Genomic DNA, 16,721 nt, shown 5'->3' on the forward strand with positions numbered 1-16,721 from the left:
TTGAGCCACTGGAGCAATCCACCATGAAAATGAACTTCAGCCGAATCATGCGCTTGCTCGCGCTGCGTCATCGCGACCAGGAGGCGATCGTCAACGTCGAGCGCAATCGGCGTTTCACCTACGAGCAGTACCATCTGCTGACCAACCGCATCGCCGATGTCCTGCGTTCCATCCTGCAGGTGCGTGCGGGCGAGCGCTTCATGCTGATCCTGGAAAACGACAACCTCAGCCTGATGATGTTTCCCAGCACCTTCAAGCAGGAAGGCACGGTGGTCATGACCAACCTGCGCGATCCGCTCGAGGAACATGCGCGGCAGATCGACCTGGTCAAACCTCGGGTAGTGTTTCTCGAAACCCGCCTGCTGGACAGTTACTACGGCATGCTGCGCAGCCGTCATTGCGAGATCGTGGTGATGGACCCGCCCACCGCCGAGCAAGCCGCCCTCCCCGGCGTGCACAGCTTCTGGCCGTTGGTTGAGGCAGCGTCGGATCTCGATAACGACGTGACCCTCGATACCGACCAGCACATCTGCATGCTGCGCTTCACCGGTGGCACCACCGGCAAAGGCAAGTGCGCGATGTATTCCATCGACAACTGGATGGCCTGCCGGGATGCGGCGTTCATCAACACCGACCTGGGTTTGTCCAGCGCGACTCGGCTGCTGCATGTTTCGCCGTTGTCCCACGGCACGATCATGTTGTTCTTCCCCACGGTTTACGGCGGCGGCACCAACATCACCCTGAATCAGCTGGACATGGAAAACTGGCGGCAGGTCGTCGAAAGCGAACGCGTCACCCATTCGTTCCTGGTGCCGACCGTGCTGTATCGCTTGCTGGAACTGCAGCGGGCCGCGCCGAAAGACTTCTCGTCGCTGACCACCCTGATCTATGGCGCCGCGCCCATGAGCCCGGACAAGCTGGGCGAGCTGGTGGAGTGCTTCGGGCAGATTTTTGTCCAGGGTTATGCCGCTACCGAGTCGCCCATGATGATCGCCGCACTGGACAAGGCGGCACATCAACCCGGCAATGCCGACAGCCTGCGCCATCTGTCGTCGGCTGGACGTCCTACTCCGGGCGTCGAGGTGTTCATCGCCGATGCCGATGGCCTGCCTTTGCCAGTGGGTGAAACCGGTGAAATCCGCATCCGTTGCAAGGCCATCATCAAGGGCTATTACGAAAACCCGGAAGCAACGGCCGCCGAGTTTGACGACGGTGCCTGGAAGTCCGGCGACCTGGGTTACATCGACGCCGACGGCTACCTGTACATCGTCGACCGGCTCAAGGACATGATCATCAGCGGCGGTTTCAATGTTTATGCCGTGGAAGTCGAAGCCGCCCTGGCCGCACACCCTTCGGTGTTGATGGCGGCGGTCGTCGGTATTCCGCATGCGCAATGGGGCGAGTCGGTGCATGCAGAAGTGATCCTGCGTCAGGGGCAATCGGTGACCTGCGAGGAACTGATTGACCAGACTCGCACCCGGTTGGGCGGCTACAAGGCGCCGAAGTCGCTGGTCTTCGTCGATGAATTGCCGGTGTCGGTTGTCGGAAAGGTGTTGCGCCGACAGGTGCGGGAAAAGTACTGGAAAGGAGCCTCACGCCAAATCAGCTGACGCCCCGCCTATAGGCGCTTTCGAGTGCAGGGAGGCTGCGATCTTTTGATAGGTTCAAGATTAAAAGATCGCAGACTTCGCCAGCCTCTAACGCAGATTTTCATTGGTCGCCCATGGGTGTTCGGCTGCGGTCATTTGGTCGCCCTGAGGTCGATCAAGGCATCGGCACCACGGTGTAGAACACGCCATTGGCACCGTAAGCAGGACGCACCCATGAATTGCCGCACTGGTAAAATGTGCCTTGCGCAACGGTTCTCAACCCACATCCGGAAGGAAGGCTGGCAAAGGTTGCGCCTATGGGCATTGTCGGCGGCGCGGAAGCGACCATGCCCGCGTTATACCCCGCTCCGTAGGCATTGTTGTTGGCATTCTGGTTTGCCGCCGTCGCGACAGCCGCTCCCGCCACCACGCCTGCCGCAGCCGCAGCTGCCGGGTTGACTCCCTCGTTATAACCACAGTTATAGCAACCACTGCTGGCAATGACAGTGGTGGGCGGATGATAGTAGGCAGTGCCATAAGGAACGGGGTGATACCCACTCGCACCGGAGACAGGCGGACGGTAAGCGGTCGTGCCATAACCGTCCGCGTGATAGCCGCTGGCCGTCGCACCATATTCACCCTGGGCATGCCATGCGCCTTCACCACCCGAAGCTGTTCCACCCTCGGCGCCCGTACCGTGCCAGCTCCCTCCGCCACCGGAGGCAGTCCCGCCATTTTCATCCCTGGCGTTCCAACTGCCTTCGCCACCCGACGCCGACCCACCGCGATAGCCTGATCCGCTCCAGCTACCGCTGCCGCCCGACGCCGAGCCGCCACGATTGCTTTCGCCACTCCAACTGCCTCCACCGCCCGACGCCGAGCCGTATTCACCCGAATGGCTCCATGAGCCTCCCCCTCCCGAGGTGCGCCCAAAACCGGACGCGTGAGACCAGGCTCCCGCTTCGTTACAGGAGAGTACTGCGACAATCAGGCCGGCGAATTTCAAGGTAGATCTGTTCATGCTTCAGTCTCCTTGCTCAGGGTTTCGACACCGGCTCTTTTACCCCTTGCGGTGCACGAAGATCGGGCGGCGGGGAAAACTGAATCCGATGCGCCGTTTCGATATGGTCAGGTTTGAAAAATTCCGCAGACATCGCTGATTCAAGTTTCCAGTCACTGAAATCGACCTGATGCCGGGATCGTGTCGGATCATCCAGAAACACGGCGCGCAACCGACGTGGAAGCTTGTCCTGTACGCCGATCCACGCCTGAACGAACACACTCTCGCTGGTGTAAGCGAGCACATCAGTGGTGGTATCACCGACCACTGTGCTCTGGCCGATGTAAAACGCCACACGCATGTCCCGCGACAAATCCTTGTACGGATCAGCGACGATCACGTCAGTAAAGGGAAAATAGATCGCGGCACGCTGGTACGCGGCCTCCAGGGTTGCATCGATGGTCGGTGGCGCATCCGCTTGAGCCAAGAGGTTGGCTTTGGGCTCGAAGGCATAGGCTTTTTTGCCGTCGTAGTAGAACTCGGTAACCGGGCCGTCGCCCGAACTCAACACGCGAAGGCGATCCGGTCGTTGCAGATTGACCAGGTCCACCGTGCCATAGGCCAAGGGAGGCCCTAGCCGGCTGGGCTTCTCATAGGTTGTCACCGCTTTGAAACTCATGCCCTGGGTGGACGCCAACCTTGCGCTCATGGCCTTGAGTATCTCCAGGGCCTTGGGCTCCAACTGCGCCGGTGGGGGATCGACGACAGGGGGTTGTGCAGCGTGCAGTGGTATGGCGAACAGGCCCAAGACTAAACCGAGCGAGAACAACCGGACATGCTGATGAAGACTTCGCATCGTTTGTTCTCCGCGCAGACGTAGAGCTGGGACGATTCGAGTTGACGAACAGTTGCGATACGCCAGCCAACCTGCAATCGGCCGTTTCGTAACATCCGAAATGCGCCGGTTTGCTGCTGATGCTTACGCAGTCTTTCCAGCAAAGCTCAGTTTTTTGTCAATCGCCATTCAATCGATAAAAAACTTGTACACATCCAGACAAAACAGCCCGCCAGCGTAAAAATTTTCTGGAAATTTCGGCATTGCTACCTAATCTCCTCGCGGGGGATCCAATTTTCAGGAGCAGCCGTGAGGCTTCTCTCACAGCGCTCACACCACTGCACAGGATCTCGACATGAACCGGACACCATTTTCCTCGTTGTTTGCTCTGCCGATACTGCTGACTGCTATGGCTCTACCCGTCATGGCACAAGCCGCCGATAAATCGGCGCCCAACATTGTGGTCATCATGGGTGACGATATTGGCTGGTCCAATATCGGTGTCTATAACCAGGGCATGATGGCCGGGCGCACGCCTAACCTCGACCAGCTCGCCAATGAGGGCATGCGTTTTACCGACTACTACGCCGAGGCCAGTTGTACGGCCGGGCGCGCCAACTTCATCACCGGCGAACTACCGATCCGCACCGGCATGACCACCGTGGGCCAGGCCGGATCGCCCATCGGCATTCCCGCTGAAGCCGTGACCATCGCCACCACGCTCAAGGCCATGGGTTATTCCACTGGCCAGTTTGGCAAGAACCACCTGGGCGACTTGAACGAGTTCCTGCCCACCGTGCACGGTTTTGACGAGTTCTTCGGCTACCTCTACCACCTCGACGCCATGGAAGACCCGGCGCACCCCAACTATCCGCAGGAACTGCTCGCCACAGTGGGCCCACGCAACATGGTCCACAGCTGGGCCACCACCACCGACGATACGACCGTCATGCCGCGCTGGGGCAAGGTCGGCAAACAGAAAATCGAAGACGCCGGCACGCTCTATCCGGAACGCATGAAAACCATCGACGAGGAGATTCGCGACAAGGCCTTTTCCTTCATCGACAAGGCAAAACAGGACAACAAACCGTTCTTCGTCTGGCTCAACCCGACCCGCATGCACATCGTCACGCACCTGTCCGACAAATACGAAGCCATGCGCAACTCGCAAAATGGCTGGTCGGAACAGGAGGCCGGCATGGCCCAGCTCGACGACATCGTCGGCGACGTCATGGCCAAGCTGAAAAAAGACGGCATGGATGACAACACCATCGTGGTGTTCACCACGGACAACGGCGCGGAAAACTTTACCTGGCCAGACGGCGGCACGACCCCGTTTGCCATGGGCAAGGGCACCGTCATGGAAGGCGGGTTCCGGGTGCCGGCCATCATTCGCTGGCCTGGCAAGGTGCCGGCCAATCAGATAGCCAACGGCATCATGTCCGGCCTGGACTGGTTCCCGACCCTGGTCGCGGCGGCAGGCAACCCGAACATCACGGCTGAACTGCTCAAGGGCAAACAACTGGGCGATACCACCTACAAAGTGCACCTGGACGGCTACGATCAGACCTCGATGATCACCGGCAAGGGTCCGTCGAACCGTCACGAAATCTTCTATTTCGGCGAAAGTGCGCTGGGCGCGGTGCGCATTGATGACTACAAATATCGCTTCATCGACCAGCCAGGTGGCTGGATGGGCGCTAAAGTTCCAGTCGATGTACCGTTCCTGACCAACCTGCGACTCGACCCGTTCGAGCGCATGGGTTGGCCGGAAAACCAGTCGGCACAGGGCTCGCAACAGTACTTCGACTGGTTCAAGTTCCAGTTCTGGCGTTTCGTGTTCGTGCAACAACAGGTGGCCAAACTGGCTGAAACCGCGATCGAGTTCCCGCCGATGCAAAAAGGCGCGAGCTTCAACCTCGATTCGGTCAAGGCCAAGATCGCAGCCGCTCGGGCGGAGATGGCCAAGTAACGAGTGAATTCACGGGTGGCCGAGGCTGGCCACCCGCGTCTCTGACGGATGTTTATCGACGCAATAAGGAATTCGTATGCAGATAAAAAATTCCGCCCTGCCCGCCTTTGCCTTACTTGCGTTGTGCTGCCAGCAAGCCGAAGCCGGCGGCCTCATGCTCTACGAAATCGGCACCGATAGCACCGGCCTGGCCAATGCCGGTGCCGCCGCCAGGGCCCAGGGCCCTTCGACGATTGCCAGCAACCCGGCGGGCATGAGCTACCTGCCTGGCACGCAAATCACCGCCGGCCTGCAGGTGCTCTATGGCGACCTGAGCTTCGATCGCGATTCCAACACCAATGTCCCGGGCAGCGGCAGCGGCAATGCCCTCGACCCAATCCCCGGCGGCAGCTTTTTCGTCACCCATCAACTCGATGATCACTGGAGCGTCGGCTTCGGTCAGTACGGCGACTTCGGGCTGGCGGAAAATTACGACAACAACTGGTCCGGGCGCTACTTCGCGCAAAACGCCAGCGTGCTCGGTGTGTCGATGGTGCCGAGCGTGGCCTACCGCTTCAACGACCAATGGTCAGTCGGCATCGGCGTGAAAGCCATGTACGGCATGCTCAAAGCCGACACCGCCATCGACCGCTCGCCCTTCGGCCTGACCGACCGCAGCGACGGCCAGTTCAAGTACAGAGACAACGATTGGGGCTTTGGCGCCAACGTCGGGGTGATCTACGCTCCGCAACCCGGCACCCGCCTCGGCCTGACCTACACCAGCAAGGTTGATCTGAATTTCGAAGACAAGCTGGACGTCAAGGGCGACGGTCCGTTACTGCGACGGCTGGACAACGCCAATACCCAACTCGACATGACGGTGCCACAAACCGTCACCCTGAGCCTGTTCCAGCAACTGGACCGGCAGTGGGCCTTGCTCGCCTCGGTCAACTGGCAGGACTGGTCGGAGTTCGGCCAGGTCGGGGTACAGGTCGACACTACGGCGAACAACGCGCAATCAACCACGATTGACGCCAACTACAAGGACACTTGGCACCTCTCCCTCGGCGCGCAATACCAGGCCACGCAACAGCTGTTGTGGAACGTCGGCGTGGCGTACGACAGCAGTGCCGTTTCGGACAGCAATCGCACGGTAACCGTGCCGATGGCCGAATCCTGGCGTCTTGCGACCGGGGCCACCTATGCGCTGAACAAGGACACCGACATCAACGTCAGCTGGGCGATGGTCTGGCTGGGCGACATGCCGGTGGACCAGACCAAGTCCCTCTCAGGCGATCGAATTTCCGGTCAATTCGACAGTGCCTGGATTCAAGCGGTGACCGGAAACATGACCTGGCGTTTCTGATTGCCTTTGAACAAACACGACTTGATCCAAGGAGCACACAACACTATGAACCTGTCCCGAAAAATGCTGGTCGGCGTCGCGCTGACCGGCCTGCTGCTCGGTGGCTGTACCTCGAAAGTCACCGAGACAACGCAGTACTCCGGCTTCCTGTCCGATTACAACAACCTGCAGGAAGTGAGCACGCCAAGCGGCGGCAAGGCGATGCGCTGGGTGAGTCCTTCGTGGAACGCCAATGCGTATGACACGGTGGCTTTCAACAAGCTGCAACTGTATCCAGCGCCCCAGCCCAATGAGCGGGTCAACCAACAGACGCTCGATGACCTTCAAAACTACATGACCACCAAGGCCAAAGGCGTGCTGGGGCAGAAATACCGGATTGTATCCAGCCCGTCCGCAGCACCAGCCGCCTCGAGAACCCTGATCCTGCGCTCGGCCATCACCGGTGTGAACGCCTCCAACGAAGGCATGAAGTGGTATGAAGTCGTGCCCGTGGCGGCAGTCGTTGGGGCAACTCAGGCCGCGACCGGTCACCGGGATCAGGACACCAACCTGTTCATCGAGGCCGAGCTCATCGACGCAAAAACCAATCAGCCGGTGGTTAAGGTGGTGCGCAAGCTGTTCGGCAGCCAGTTGTCCAACGCCAGCCAGAAGATCACCACTAACGACTTCAAGGCTGCGATTGAAAAACTCAACGCCGATATCTGGGCGTTCATCCGTAGCTGAGCCGCCCTTCATTCGCCGGCACCCGCTGGCGATTGAATAATCCTCAAGCACAGGACATCCGACATGCAGGTTTATTCATCGAAATTACTCCGGCCCTTGCTGGACGCTGCGCTCCTGGCGAGCGTGCTCGCATTGAGTGCGTGCGCAACGGTCGACGCCCAGACGACCGCTTACGTCGGGGTGGAACACCCGGCGCCAACGTTGGCCAGCCAGGTCCAGGTATTACGGGTAGAACCCACCCGGCCCAATGTGCAGCTGGGTGAAATCCTGATCGATGCCAGCGTCGACCCGGCGCCTCCCATCACGCAGGTCGAACAGAAACTGCGCGAACAGGCCGCCACGCTCGGCGCCGACGCAGTGGTCGTGGTGTATGACCATATCCAGCCCGTCGCCGCCTATGTGACAGGCCCGCTGTGGAGTCGCAATATCGAAACGATTCAGGGCCGCAAGCTCAAAGGCATTGCCATCCGCTATCAGTAAAAGAGGTGTACCGAAATGAAAACAATCCTGTCCTGGCTGACGCTTGTGTCGATGGCTGTAGTGATCAGTGCCTGCTCCGCCGTGGGAGCCAACGATGGCGGAGCCGGTGAAAGCGAGATTCGCGCGGGCAAGATCGAGCAAATATCACTGACGCAAATGCAGACTAATCACGACAGCGGCGTCGGAGCCGTACTTGGCGGCCTTGGCGGCTTGGGTATCGGCAGCCTGATCGGTCGCGGTACCGGGCGCGATGTCGCCATGGTCGCCGGTGCGCTTGCGGGGGCCGTCGGCGGTAACTACGCAGAGAAGAAAAAGTACGACCAGCCGGTAGAAGCGCAGCAGGTGATCGTGCGGGTACGAAACGGTGTGCTGGTGTCGGTGACTCAGCCGATCAATCCATCCCTGAGCAAGGGCATGAATGTATATATTCAGGGCTCAGGTAATGAGGCTCGAGTAGTACCGCAAGGTTGAGGCGCATCCGCACAGATCGGCTGGCCCCCGCAAGCCGCTGTCAGCGTTGCCACAAGCGCCCTCCAGAGATGTGCAACACCTCATGGGTGTAACTCGTCGTGAGGTCGTGTTCCAGATCCGCCGAGGACAAGCGCTCTGCGTCCTCAAGTGATCGACGGATAGCCGCCGTCAGGAGCTTTTCGATTTGCCAAGGGTCGGCCATGACGGCACAGGTTCTTCGGCGGCGGTTTGTGCTTCCCGTTGAAGGCGTAGCCGTTCGTGTCAGTTGGCGACGGCGGCTTTGCTGGGGTCGGCAGATTCGGCCAATAGTGCTTCGGTGGCCTCCAGCTCTTCCTTGCCAGCATCGGTCAGTACCAACCGACTCTGATTAGCCCACAAAACCTACCCAGGGATAAGCATCGCCACTGCAGCGGCCCCCATCACGGCGGCCGTAATCCAGCCCAGGAAGGCCAGTGGTCGGCTTACCGTAAAATCGCCCATCACTGACTTTTTCGATACCAGGATGATGATGACCACCACCAGCGGTACCGCAACGACCCCGTTGATCACCGCGCTCCAGAACAGTGCCTTCATGGGGCTGATGGGCGAGTACTGGATGGCGAGCGCGACGAGTACGCTGATGGCGATGATGCCGTAAAAACCCCGGGCGTCGCGGACCTTGCGTTCGAGTCCTTCATGCCAGCCCATCGCCTCGGAAAGGGCATAGGCGCCAGAACCCGCCAGTACCGGCACGCCGATCAGTCCGACGCCGAGTATTCCGAAGGCAAAGAGCAGGTAGGCGAACTCGCCGGCCAGTGGTCGCAAAGCACTGGCTGCCTGCGCCGCGGTGTTGATGTCGGTTACGCCAGCCACATTCAGGGTGACAGCTGTCGCAAGAATGATGAAGTAAGCGGTGATGTTGGAATAGAGCATACCGCTCCAGGTATCCCAGCGGATGCGCCTCAGTTCCTTTTTTGCTTTCCGCGGGTCTTGTTTGAGCGATTCATCGCGGGGTTTTACCTGCATGTCCTCGACTTCTTCGGAGGTCTGCCAGAAAAACAGATAAGGGCTGATGGTTGTGCCAAACAATGCCACGACCACCGCGGCGGCAGTAGCGTTTGGCGTGAATGTTGGCCAGACCGTGCGTAAGGCAACCTGCTCCCACGGGATATGCACCGTAAACAGTACGGCTGCGTAAGCGAGCAGCGACAGCGTCAGCCACTTGAGAAAGTAGACGTATCGGTGGTACGGGACGAACAGCTGTAGCGCCAGCGTCCCGAACACGAAGATCGCGGTCATCAGGTGTCGGTTGACGCCGCTGACCAGTTCCACCACTTCCCCCATGGCGGCCAGGTCAGCGGCAATGTTCAGTGTGTTGGCTATGAGCAGTAGCAGCACGACGATCTGTAGCACGATAGGCGAAAACGCGACTTTGATGTTAGCGGCAAGCCCCTTGCCGGTGACTCTCCCGAGATTTGCGCACATCGATTGAACGGCGGCCATCATCGGAAAGGCCAGTGGCATCGTCCACAGCATGTTCAGGCCGAATTGAGCGCCCGCCTGTGAATAGGTGGCGATGCCACTGGGGTCATCGTCTGCTACGCCGGTGATGAGCCCCGGCCCCAGCTTCGACAGCGGATGCACTTTCAGACGCCCCCACAGCACCCGAAAGACATTCGCGCGGGGAGTGTTTTTGACGGCCATTGATACACCTCAATGTGCTGCGACGGGCGGCGTCTGGATTGAGTGATGCCGTCGACGACGAACGCCATCCACCAGCGACATGCGTAGTGTAGTTATCCGGCACTGGAAGCGAAGCACATTGAATCTGGCTGACCGCGCCAGGTCGCTCTCCCGACTACCTTTCAGGTGCAGTACAGTCCAGGGACATAACCAACAGACGATGTCTCCGCAAATGTGCGCGGAGCCCTGGAGGCGATCGACCGGAATGAGGAGTTCATCAAGATGACGCTGGCGCCGGAGTGACTGCTATCAGCCGGCCAATTGCGGTCGCTGGCAACGCTGTTAACCGGTAGGGGCATCGATAGGGATTCGCATGGGCAAGAAAGTCACTCCCACCAAGTGAATTGCGGACCCACTCCAAAATAGCGGACCGGAAACAAACAAGGGTTTGCATCAGCTTTCGCCCGCAAACCCTTGATTTAAGATGGTGCCCGAAGCCGGAATCGAACCGGCACGCCCTTACGAGCGGGGGATTTTAAGTCCCATGCGTCTACCAGTTTCGCCATTCGGGCGGTAGCGCGGTAAAGCGGTCTGAACCCTGCCCCCTACGATCTGGCAGTGCTGACCCTTGTGCAGCAGAGGAGGGAATATATACATCCCGTCCTGGTGAAGCAAGTTCGCAAATGTACTTTTGCAGACTAAATCTTTCAAGCCAACGCGAATAAAAAAGCTCCGTAAATCATGGATCTACGGAACTTGTTTAACTTTGGCGGCCAAAGTCGGAATCGTCCGGCCCAGGCGAATGTCTTGTGCACTGAAAAAGTCAGGCAGATCAGGAGGCTAGCACGAGATGAGTTGCGCAAGCCACTGATATTCAAGGGATGAGCCCGTCGAAAATCACTGGCTGGCCTCATTCCCGGGGCCTTGGCCCATCTCGGTGATGGCGTTTATCGGAGAGTAAGAGTGTTTGCCCTCCTCCTGATCTAAATCAAACACGCTTTGGCCGTTTACGCAGATCGCCAAACTGCGCGGCCAGCGCCACCTCATCGACCGCCTTCATCCGCGCATTCCCTTCACCAAACCACTTGCTCAGCCCGCTGGAAACGATTGCCGGATGATTGTCCGTGGCGACTGCGGCGTTGCTCATGCGTGCTCCTGCCCTGTGCCGGATGTCAAGGCGGGTCGATAGGGCTCAGGTCGACGCTGTCGCGATATTCCGGCACCGAGACCGACCAACCCAGTTCCAGGCTGATGCGTCGGCGCAGCACATCCGAAGCGTTAGGCTCTCCGTGCACGACATAGGTGTGTTTGGGCGGTCGCTTGAACCCGCGCAGCCATTGAATGATTTCGTCGCCGTCCGCATGGGCGGACAAGGTTTGCATCGGGACCACCTCGGCCCGGATCGGTACATCCTTGCCATGGATCCGCACCGAAGACGCCCCCGCGACAATCTGCGCGCCTCGGGTACCACCGGCCTGGAAGCCCGGGACCAGCAAGGTGTTGACCGGGTTGGGGGCCAGGGTCTTGAGGTGGTGAATCACCCGTCCTCCCGTGGCCATGCCACTGGCGGCGATTATCACTGCCGGGGTGTTTCGCTGGTCCAGTTCGATGGAGTCCTTGGTGGTGCGTACGAACTGCGCCACATGGCACATGCCTTCGCACTCCTCCAGTGACAGCCGGTGCTCGCTGCGAAACCGTTGGTACAGCAGCGTGACATCGGTCGCCATGGGGCTGTTCAGGTAGATCGGCAAGTCCGGGATGGCGTGTTTCTGCATCAACCGGTACAGGTGATACATCAACAACTGCGCGCGCCCGACGGCAAACGATGGCACCAGGGTGATGCCATGGCGCAACGCGGTGCGGGTGATGACGTCCGCCAACTGCGCTTCAGGGTCCTCGTCCGGGTGCTTGCGATCGCCGTAGGTCGATTCCACCAGCAAGTAGTCGGTCTGTTCGATGAGTTCCGGGGCATACATCAAGGGATCGTTCGGCCGTCCCAGGTCACCGGAGCACACCAGCGTGGTGCCATCGGCCACAATCTCCACGGTGGCGGCGCCCAGGATATGCCCGGCGCAGCGCATAAAAAGGCTCATGCCGGGAACAATTTCCACCCGGTGGCGCAGTTCGATCGGCCGCAAAAGTCTCAAGGCCCGTTGCGCGTCCTCTTCGGTGTAGAGCGGCAACGCCGGCGTGTGCTTGGAGAACCCGTGCCGATTGGCAAACTCGGCTTCCTCTTCCTGCAAGCGGCCACTGTCGAGTAGCAGGATCTTCACCAGTTCGCAGGTCGCAGGCGTGGCGTAGACCGGCCCGCGATAGCCATTGCGCACCAGCACCGGCAGGTAGCCGCTGTGATCGAGATGAGCGTGGGTCAGGACGATGGCATCGAGGTCGTGGACGGGCAACTGGAACGCTTCCCAGTTGTGCAGGCGCAATTGCTTGTAGCCCTGGAACAAGCCGCAATCGATCAGAACATGCTGGTCACGATGCTCCAGCAAGTACTTGCTGCCGGTAACCGTGCCCGCCGCGCCAAGAAATGTCATGCGCATGGCCGTCTCCTTGAAGGTACATGGGAGCGCTAGTGATCGCTCTTTTCGTCCCATGTGCAGTTGATTTTTATCAACGATCGCCGCGACAACTGACGTGTCAGTCGAGCCAGGGCAATGGTTTGACGACCACCAGGCTGCACGGGGCCTTGTTCAACACGCTTTCGGCGGTGCTGCCGATGAACCGGTCGATCCCATGGGTGTAGGCCGTGCCGAGCACCACGATGTCGAAGGCGTGCTCTCGGGCGACCCGCGTAATCACCCGATGAGGGATTCCCGCCTCCAGATGCCGGCGTTTTTGTTCAATCCCGTAGCGCTCGGCCAGTTCATCGAACGCCTCTTGCTGCGCATCGTTGATCGCGTCTCGCAAACTGGCATCCAGCGCGGGGGTCGGCAGACTCGCCACCGAGTCGCCCGTCACCGACCAACTGTTGACGTTAAGCAGGTGTAAAGCGGCGCCACAGGAAGCCGAGAGCGTCGCTGCAAAATCAAGGATCCGGTCATTCAGGCCCTGGGTCATTTCCTCCAGGTGCGACAGATCGACGGCGGCGAGGATCTTCAACGGTTTCGGGTTTTTTGCACCCGTCACCAGGTGCAACTGCGCCGGACAGTCGCGCAGCAACAGCCAGTCCAGGGGACGGTGAAACGCGCGGTCGAGGGCCGGGACATGCTGGGCATCCTTGATCACCAGGTCCGGATGGAAGTCATTCACATACGCGAGCACGTGCGCCAGGCTGTTCCTCGCCCAGACCACCTCCGTGGTCACCGGTAGCCCGACGCAACGGTGAAACCTGGCTTGCTGCTCCAGCCACTGGCGATGCACCTGCAAGTAGCCTTCCCGTGCCTGGGCCATGGCGTCGTGGTCAAACAGCCCGGCCACCGCCAGCGACTGGATATAGTCGAATGCAACGATGTGCAGCAACGCCCCGGTTGCACTGGCCAGGGCATGGGCCCGATCAAACGCCGGGGTGCGAACCCTCTCGGAGGGCGCTATCAACAGGATACGTTTAAGTTTCACCATCACAGACCTCGCCCTGACTCTGTATACCGGCGTAATGCTCATCCGACGTCCTGTCGGCCCTTCGGGCAATCACTTGCGCGTCGCCTTTTCCAGCATCCGGCTGGCGCGCGTATTCGCCTCATCGGCCGTGCGTTGCGCCTGGCTGGCGGCTTGCGCAGCCTGTTCGGCCTTGTTGTAGGCCTCGTCGGCCCTGAGCCGTGCGGAAGCGGCATTGTTTTCGGCGGACTCCAGCCGGGCGTCGATTTCCTTGGCGTGCTTGTTACTGCACCCGGCCGTCGTGGCCAACAAAACACTCAGCAAAGCAACGGACAGATACTTGTTCATGGTTATTCCCTCGGTTGAATGCATCTGAAAAATCTCGCACAACTGGACTCAGTATTCGGGTGTCAACGCCTGCGCAATCTGATTTTTGTCAACAGATCGCTGACTGGCGGTCTGCACTGCGCTCACTGAAGCCTTGTTGATTTAGCTCAAGGTGTTTGTGTCGATCAGGCGTAAAAAAAACAGACCGGGTTCATGTGACCCTCCGTCATCCCGTATATCCGACACAGGACACGATCATGAGTGACTTGAGCCTACGTAAAACCATTCTGGAAGAGCTTGAGTTCCAGCCCCACATCGACGCCGCCCACATTGGCGTGGGCGTCGAAAACGGCATTGTCACCCTCTCCGGCCATGTCAGTAGCTACGCCCAGAAAGTCAGTGCCGAACACGCGGTAAAGGCCATAAAAGGCGTGCGCGCCGTGGCCGAAGAAATCCAGGTCCGGCTGGAAAAAGGCGCTGGCACGGCGGATGACACCCTCGCGAACCGCGCCTTGAACATCATCACCTGGAGCTCCGATATTCCAGAGGGCGACATCAAGGTCATCGTGCAAAAAGGCTGGATTACCCTCGAAGGCCAGGTGCACTGGCAATACCAGAAAGAAACCGCTGAGCGTGCGGTGCGCAAATTGTCCGGTGTGGTGGGCGTGGACAACCGCCTCACCCTTCGTCCGCAGGTAGAGGTCGTCGATATCCAGCACAGCATCGAAGAAGCCCTCAAACGCAATGCCGAAGTCGACGCCAAGGCGATACGCGTCAAGGTCGAAGGCGGCGTGGTGAAACTCGAAGGCCGGGTGCATTTCTGGCGTGAGCGTCAGATCGCCGAACGGGCCGCCTGGGCGGTACCAGGTGTCAGTCAGGTGGACGATCAATTGCTGATTGCCTGAGCCCATGTGCGAGCCAAGTTCATGAAAAAAAATCACCAGTGGAACCTGTCCTACTTCTTGATCGCGTTTGTCGTGCTCAGCACGGTGCAAATGCTGTTTATCGAACGGCGTGCGGTGCAGAGCATTCCGTACAGCCAGTTCCTGCAGTTACTCAGCGAGCAGAAAGTCAGCGACTTGCAGATCGAGAAAGACCAGATCAACGGCAAACTCCAGGAACCCATTGACGGGCACAACCAATTCTCGACCGTGCGTGTCGACCCGACACTGGCCACCGACCTCGCCCAGTCAGGCGTCGGGTTCACCGGGGTCAACGAAAACACCTTCCTCGCCAACCTGCTGGGCTGGGTTCTGCCCTTTGTCCTGATCATGGTGCTCTGGCACTTCCTGTTTCGCGGGCTGGCGGAAAAACAAGGCATGGGCGGGCTGATGAGCATCGGCAAGTCCCGGGCCAAGGTGTTCGTCCAGCGCGACACCGGGATCACCTTCGCCGACGTGGCCGGCATCGATGAAGCCAAGGCCGAACTGGTGGAGATTGTGTCGTTCCTCAAGGACAAGGAGAAATATGGACGCCTGGGCGCCCATATTCCCAAGGGCACGTTGCTGGTCGGCCCGCCGGGCACCGGCAAGACCCTGGTCGCCAAGGCCATCGCCGGTGAAGCCGGCGTGCCGTTTTTCTCGATCTCCGGTTCGGAGTTTGTCGAGATGTTCGTCGGCGTCGGTGCCGCCCGTGTGCACGATTTGTTCGAGCAAGCGCGGCAGGCCGCGCCCTGCATCATTTTCATCGACGAACTCGACGCCCTGGGCAAAATGCGCGGCGTCGGCGCGTTCGGCGGCAATGACGAAAAGGAGCAGACCCTCAATCAGTTGCTGGCCGAACTGGACGGTTTCGACCCGCGTGAGGGCGTGGTGCTGCTGGCCGCGACCAACCGGCCGGAGGTACTGGACCCTGCCCTGCTGAGGGCCGGTCGCATCGACCGGCAGATTCTGGTCGATCGCCCTGACCGAAAGGGCCGCCAGGCGATCCTCAAGGTCCACCTGCAAAAGATCACCGTGGCACCCGGCCTCAATGAAGAGCGAATAGCCGACATCACCACGGGATTCACCGGTGCCGACCTGGCCAACCTGGTCAACGAAGCGGCCATCGTGGCCACCCGCCGTGGCGCCGACGCGGTCAGCCTCGACGATTTCACCGCCGCCGTGGAGCGCATTGTCGCCGGGGTTGAGCGCAAGAGCAGTGTGCTGCGCCCCGAAGAGCGCCAGGTGGTGGCCTATCACGAGATGGGGCATGCCCTGGCGGCCAGCAGCCTGCCGGCCATGGACCCGGTGCACAAGGTGTCGATCGTGCCGCGCGCCATCGGTTCGCTGGGCTATACATTGCAGCGGCCGACCGAAGATCACTTCCTCATCAGTTGCCAGATGCTCAAGGACCGGATCGTGGTCCTGATGGCCGGGCGTGCGGCCGAATTCCTTGCCTATGGCCAGATTTCCACCGGCGCGGCCGATGACCTGGCCCGCGCGACGGATATCGCCCGGCAATTGATCACCCGGTTCGGCATGAGCCCCGAGCTCGGTCAATCGGTACTGGAACGCCAGAGCGCGACGTACCTGGGCGAGCGTATGCAGGGCATGGGCGAGAAAGATTACTCGGAACAAACGGCCAGGGAGGTAGACCTGGGTATTCGCGCCCTGCTCGATGAAGCCTATGGACGGGCCAAGGCCTTGCTTGAGAGTCGTCGTGCCGATCTGGACGCCGGTGCGCGTCTGCTGCTGGAAAAGGAAACCCTGACGCCTGAAGAGTTTCCTGCGCTCCTGCCGCTAAAGCCCACTCCGGCATTCGCACGGGTGACAGTGACCTCATCCTGAGGCCTGTCA

At 59.9% G+C, this 16,721-nt stretch carries 15 protein-coding genes and 1 tRNA gene; 8 read left to right on the plus strand and 8 right to left on the minus strand.

Annotated elements, in window-relative coordinates:
* Nucleotides 1–23: 23 nt before the first annotated feature.
* A complete protein-coding gene (locus GQ39_RS10440; protein WP_047529521.1) occupies nucleotides 24–1,610 on the plus strand; it encodes a class I adenylate-forming enzyme family protein in 1,587 nt (528 codons plus the stop codon).
* A 154-nt stretch (nucleotides 1,611–1,764) separates the two neighbouring features.
* Here the strand turns inward: GQ39_RS10440 and GQ39_RS31385 are convergent, their stop codons facing one another.
* Entirely contained in the window at nucleotides 1,765–2,610 is an 846-nt protein-coding gene (locus GQ39_RS31385) for a hypothetical protein (protein ID WP_081997885.1), read from the minus strand.
* Nucleotides 2,611–2,626: 16 nt separating this feature from the next.
* The gene (locus tag GQ39_RS10445) at nucleotides 2,627–3,445 is read right to left on the minus strand and encodes a DUF2092 domain-containing protein (protein ID WP_047529523.1); all 819 of its coding nucleotides are present in this window, start codon (nucleotides 3,443–3,445) and stop codon (nucleotides 2,627–2,629) included.
* A gap of 334 nt (nucleotides 3,446–3,779) precedes the next feature.
* Between GQ39_RS10445 and GQ39_RS10450 the strand changes: the two genes are divergently transcribed.
* From GQ39_RS10450 to GQ39_RS10470, 5 genes are all read left to right on the plus strand, one after another.
* Complete coding sequence (locus GQ39_RS10450; RefSeq protein ID WP_047529525.1) at nucleotides 3,780–5,396, plus strand: arylsulfatase; 1,617 nt, start codon at nucleotides 3,780–3,782, stop codon at nucleotides 5,394–5,396.
* Between the two features lie 76 nt (nucleotides 5,397–5,472).
* Entirely contained in the window at nucleotides 5,473–6,741 is a 1,269-nt protein-coding gene (locus tag GQ39_RS10455) for an OmpP1/FadL family transporter (protein ID WP_047529527.1), read from the plus strand.
* 45 nt (nucleotides 6,742–6,786) lie between these two features.
* Entirely contained in the window at nucleotides 6,787–7,464 is a 678-nt protein-coding gene (locus GQ39_RS10460; RefSeq protein ID WP_047529528.1) for a DUF3313 domain-containing protein, read from the plus strand.
* A 63-nt stretch (nucleotides 7,465–7,527) separates the two neighbouring features.
* The gene (locus GQ39_RS10465) at nucleotides 7,528–7,944 is read left to right on the plus strand and encodes a hypothetical protein (RefSeq protein WP_047529530.1); all 417 of its coding nucleotides are present in this window, start codon (nucleotides 7,528–7,530) and stop codon (nucleotides 7,942–7,944) included.
* Between the two features lie 15 nt (nucleotides 7,945–7,959).
* A complete protein-coding gene (locus GQ39_RS10470; protein ID WP_047529532.1) occupies nucleotides 7,960–8,415 on the plus strand; it encodes a glycine zipper 2TM domain-containing protein in 456 nt (151 codons plus the stop codon).
* 381 nt (nucleotides 8,416–8,796) lie between these two features.
* On the opposite strand, the gene GQ39_RS10475 is transcribed toward GQ39_RS10470, so the two are convergent.
* The 6 genes from GQ39_RS10475 to GQ39_RS10495 form a co-directional block, all read right to left on the minus strand.
* Nucleotides 8,797–10,098 (minus strand): NRAMP family divalent metal transporter, encoded by a 1,302-nt coding sequence (locus GQ39_RS10475; protein ID WP_047529534.1) that lies wholly within the window; start codon nucleotides 10,096–10,098, stop codon nucleotides 8,797–8,799.
* Nucleotides 10,099–10,562: 464 nt separating this feature from the next.
* Nucleotides 10,563–10,649 (minus strand) — tRNA-Leu (locus GQ39_RS10480).
* A gap of 416 nt (nucleotides 10,650–11,065) precedes the next feature.
* Complete coding sequence (locus GQ39_RS32855; protein WP_161793927.1) at nucleotides 11,066–11,224, minus strand: hypothetical protein; 159 nt, start codon at nucleotides 11,222–11,224, stop codon at nucleotides 11,066–11,068.
* 25 nt (nucleotides 11,225–11,249) lie between these two features.
* The gene (locus GQ39_RS10485; RefSeq protein ID WP_047529536.1) at nucleotides 11,250–12,623 is read right to left on the minus strand and encodes an MBL fold metallo-hydrolase RNA specificity domain-containing protein; all 1,374 of its coding nucleotides are present in this window, start codon (nucleotides 12,621–12,623) and stop codon (nucleotides 11,250–11,252) included.
* Nucleotides 12,624–12,720: 97 nt separating this feature from the next.
* Nucleotides 12,721–13,641: a universal stress protein gene (locus tag GQ39_RS10490; RefSeq protein WP_047529539.1), complete on the minus strand. Its 921-nt coding sequence runs from the start codon at nucleotides 13,639–13,641 to the stop codon at nucleotides 12,721–12,723.
* Nucleotides 13,642–13,710: 69 nt separating this feature from the next.
* A complete protein-coding gene (locus GQ39_RS10495; protein WP_047529541.1) occupies nucleotides 13,711–13,965 on the minus strand; it encodes an Lpp/OprI family alanine-zipper lipoprotein in 255 nt (84 codons plus the stop codon).
* Nucleotides 13,966–14,201: 236 nt separating this feature from the next.
* Between GQ39_RS10495 and GQ39_RS10500 the strand changes: the two genes are divergently transcribed.
* Entirely contained in the window at nucleotides 14,202–14,849 is a 648-nt protein-coding gene (locus tag GQ39_RS10500; RefSeq protein ID WP_047529543.1) for a BON domain-containing protein, read from the plus strand.
* Nucleotides 14,850–14,870: 21 nt separating this feature from the next.
* Nucleotides 14,871–16,712: an ATP-dependent zinc metalloprotease FtsH gene (gene ftsH, locus GQ39_RS10505; protein ID WP_047538722.1), complete on the plus strand. Its 1,842-nt coding sequence runs from the start codon at nucleotides 14,871–14,873 to the stop codon at nucleotides 16,710–16,712.
* Nucleotides 16,713–16,721 lie beyond the last annotated feature (9 nt).

It is taken from the genome of Pseudomonas sp. 11/12A, from assembly GCF_000800055.1.
Lineage (GTDB): Bacteria > Pseudomonadota > Gammaproteobacteria > Pseudomonadales > Pseudomonadaceae > Aquipseudomonas > Aquipseudomonas mohnii.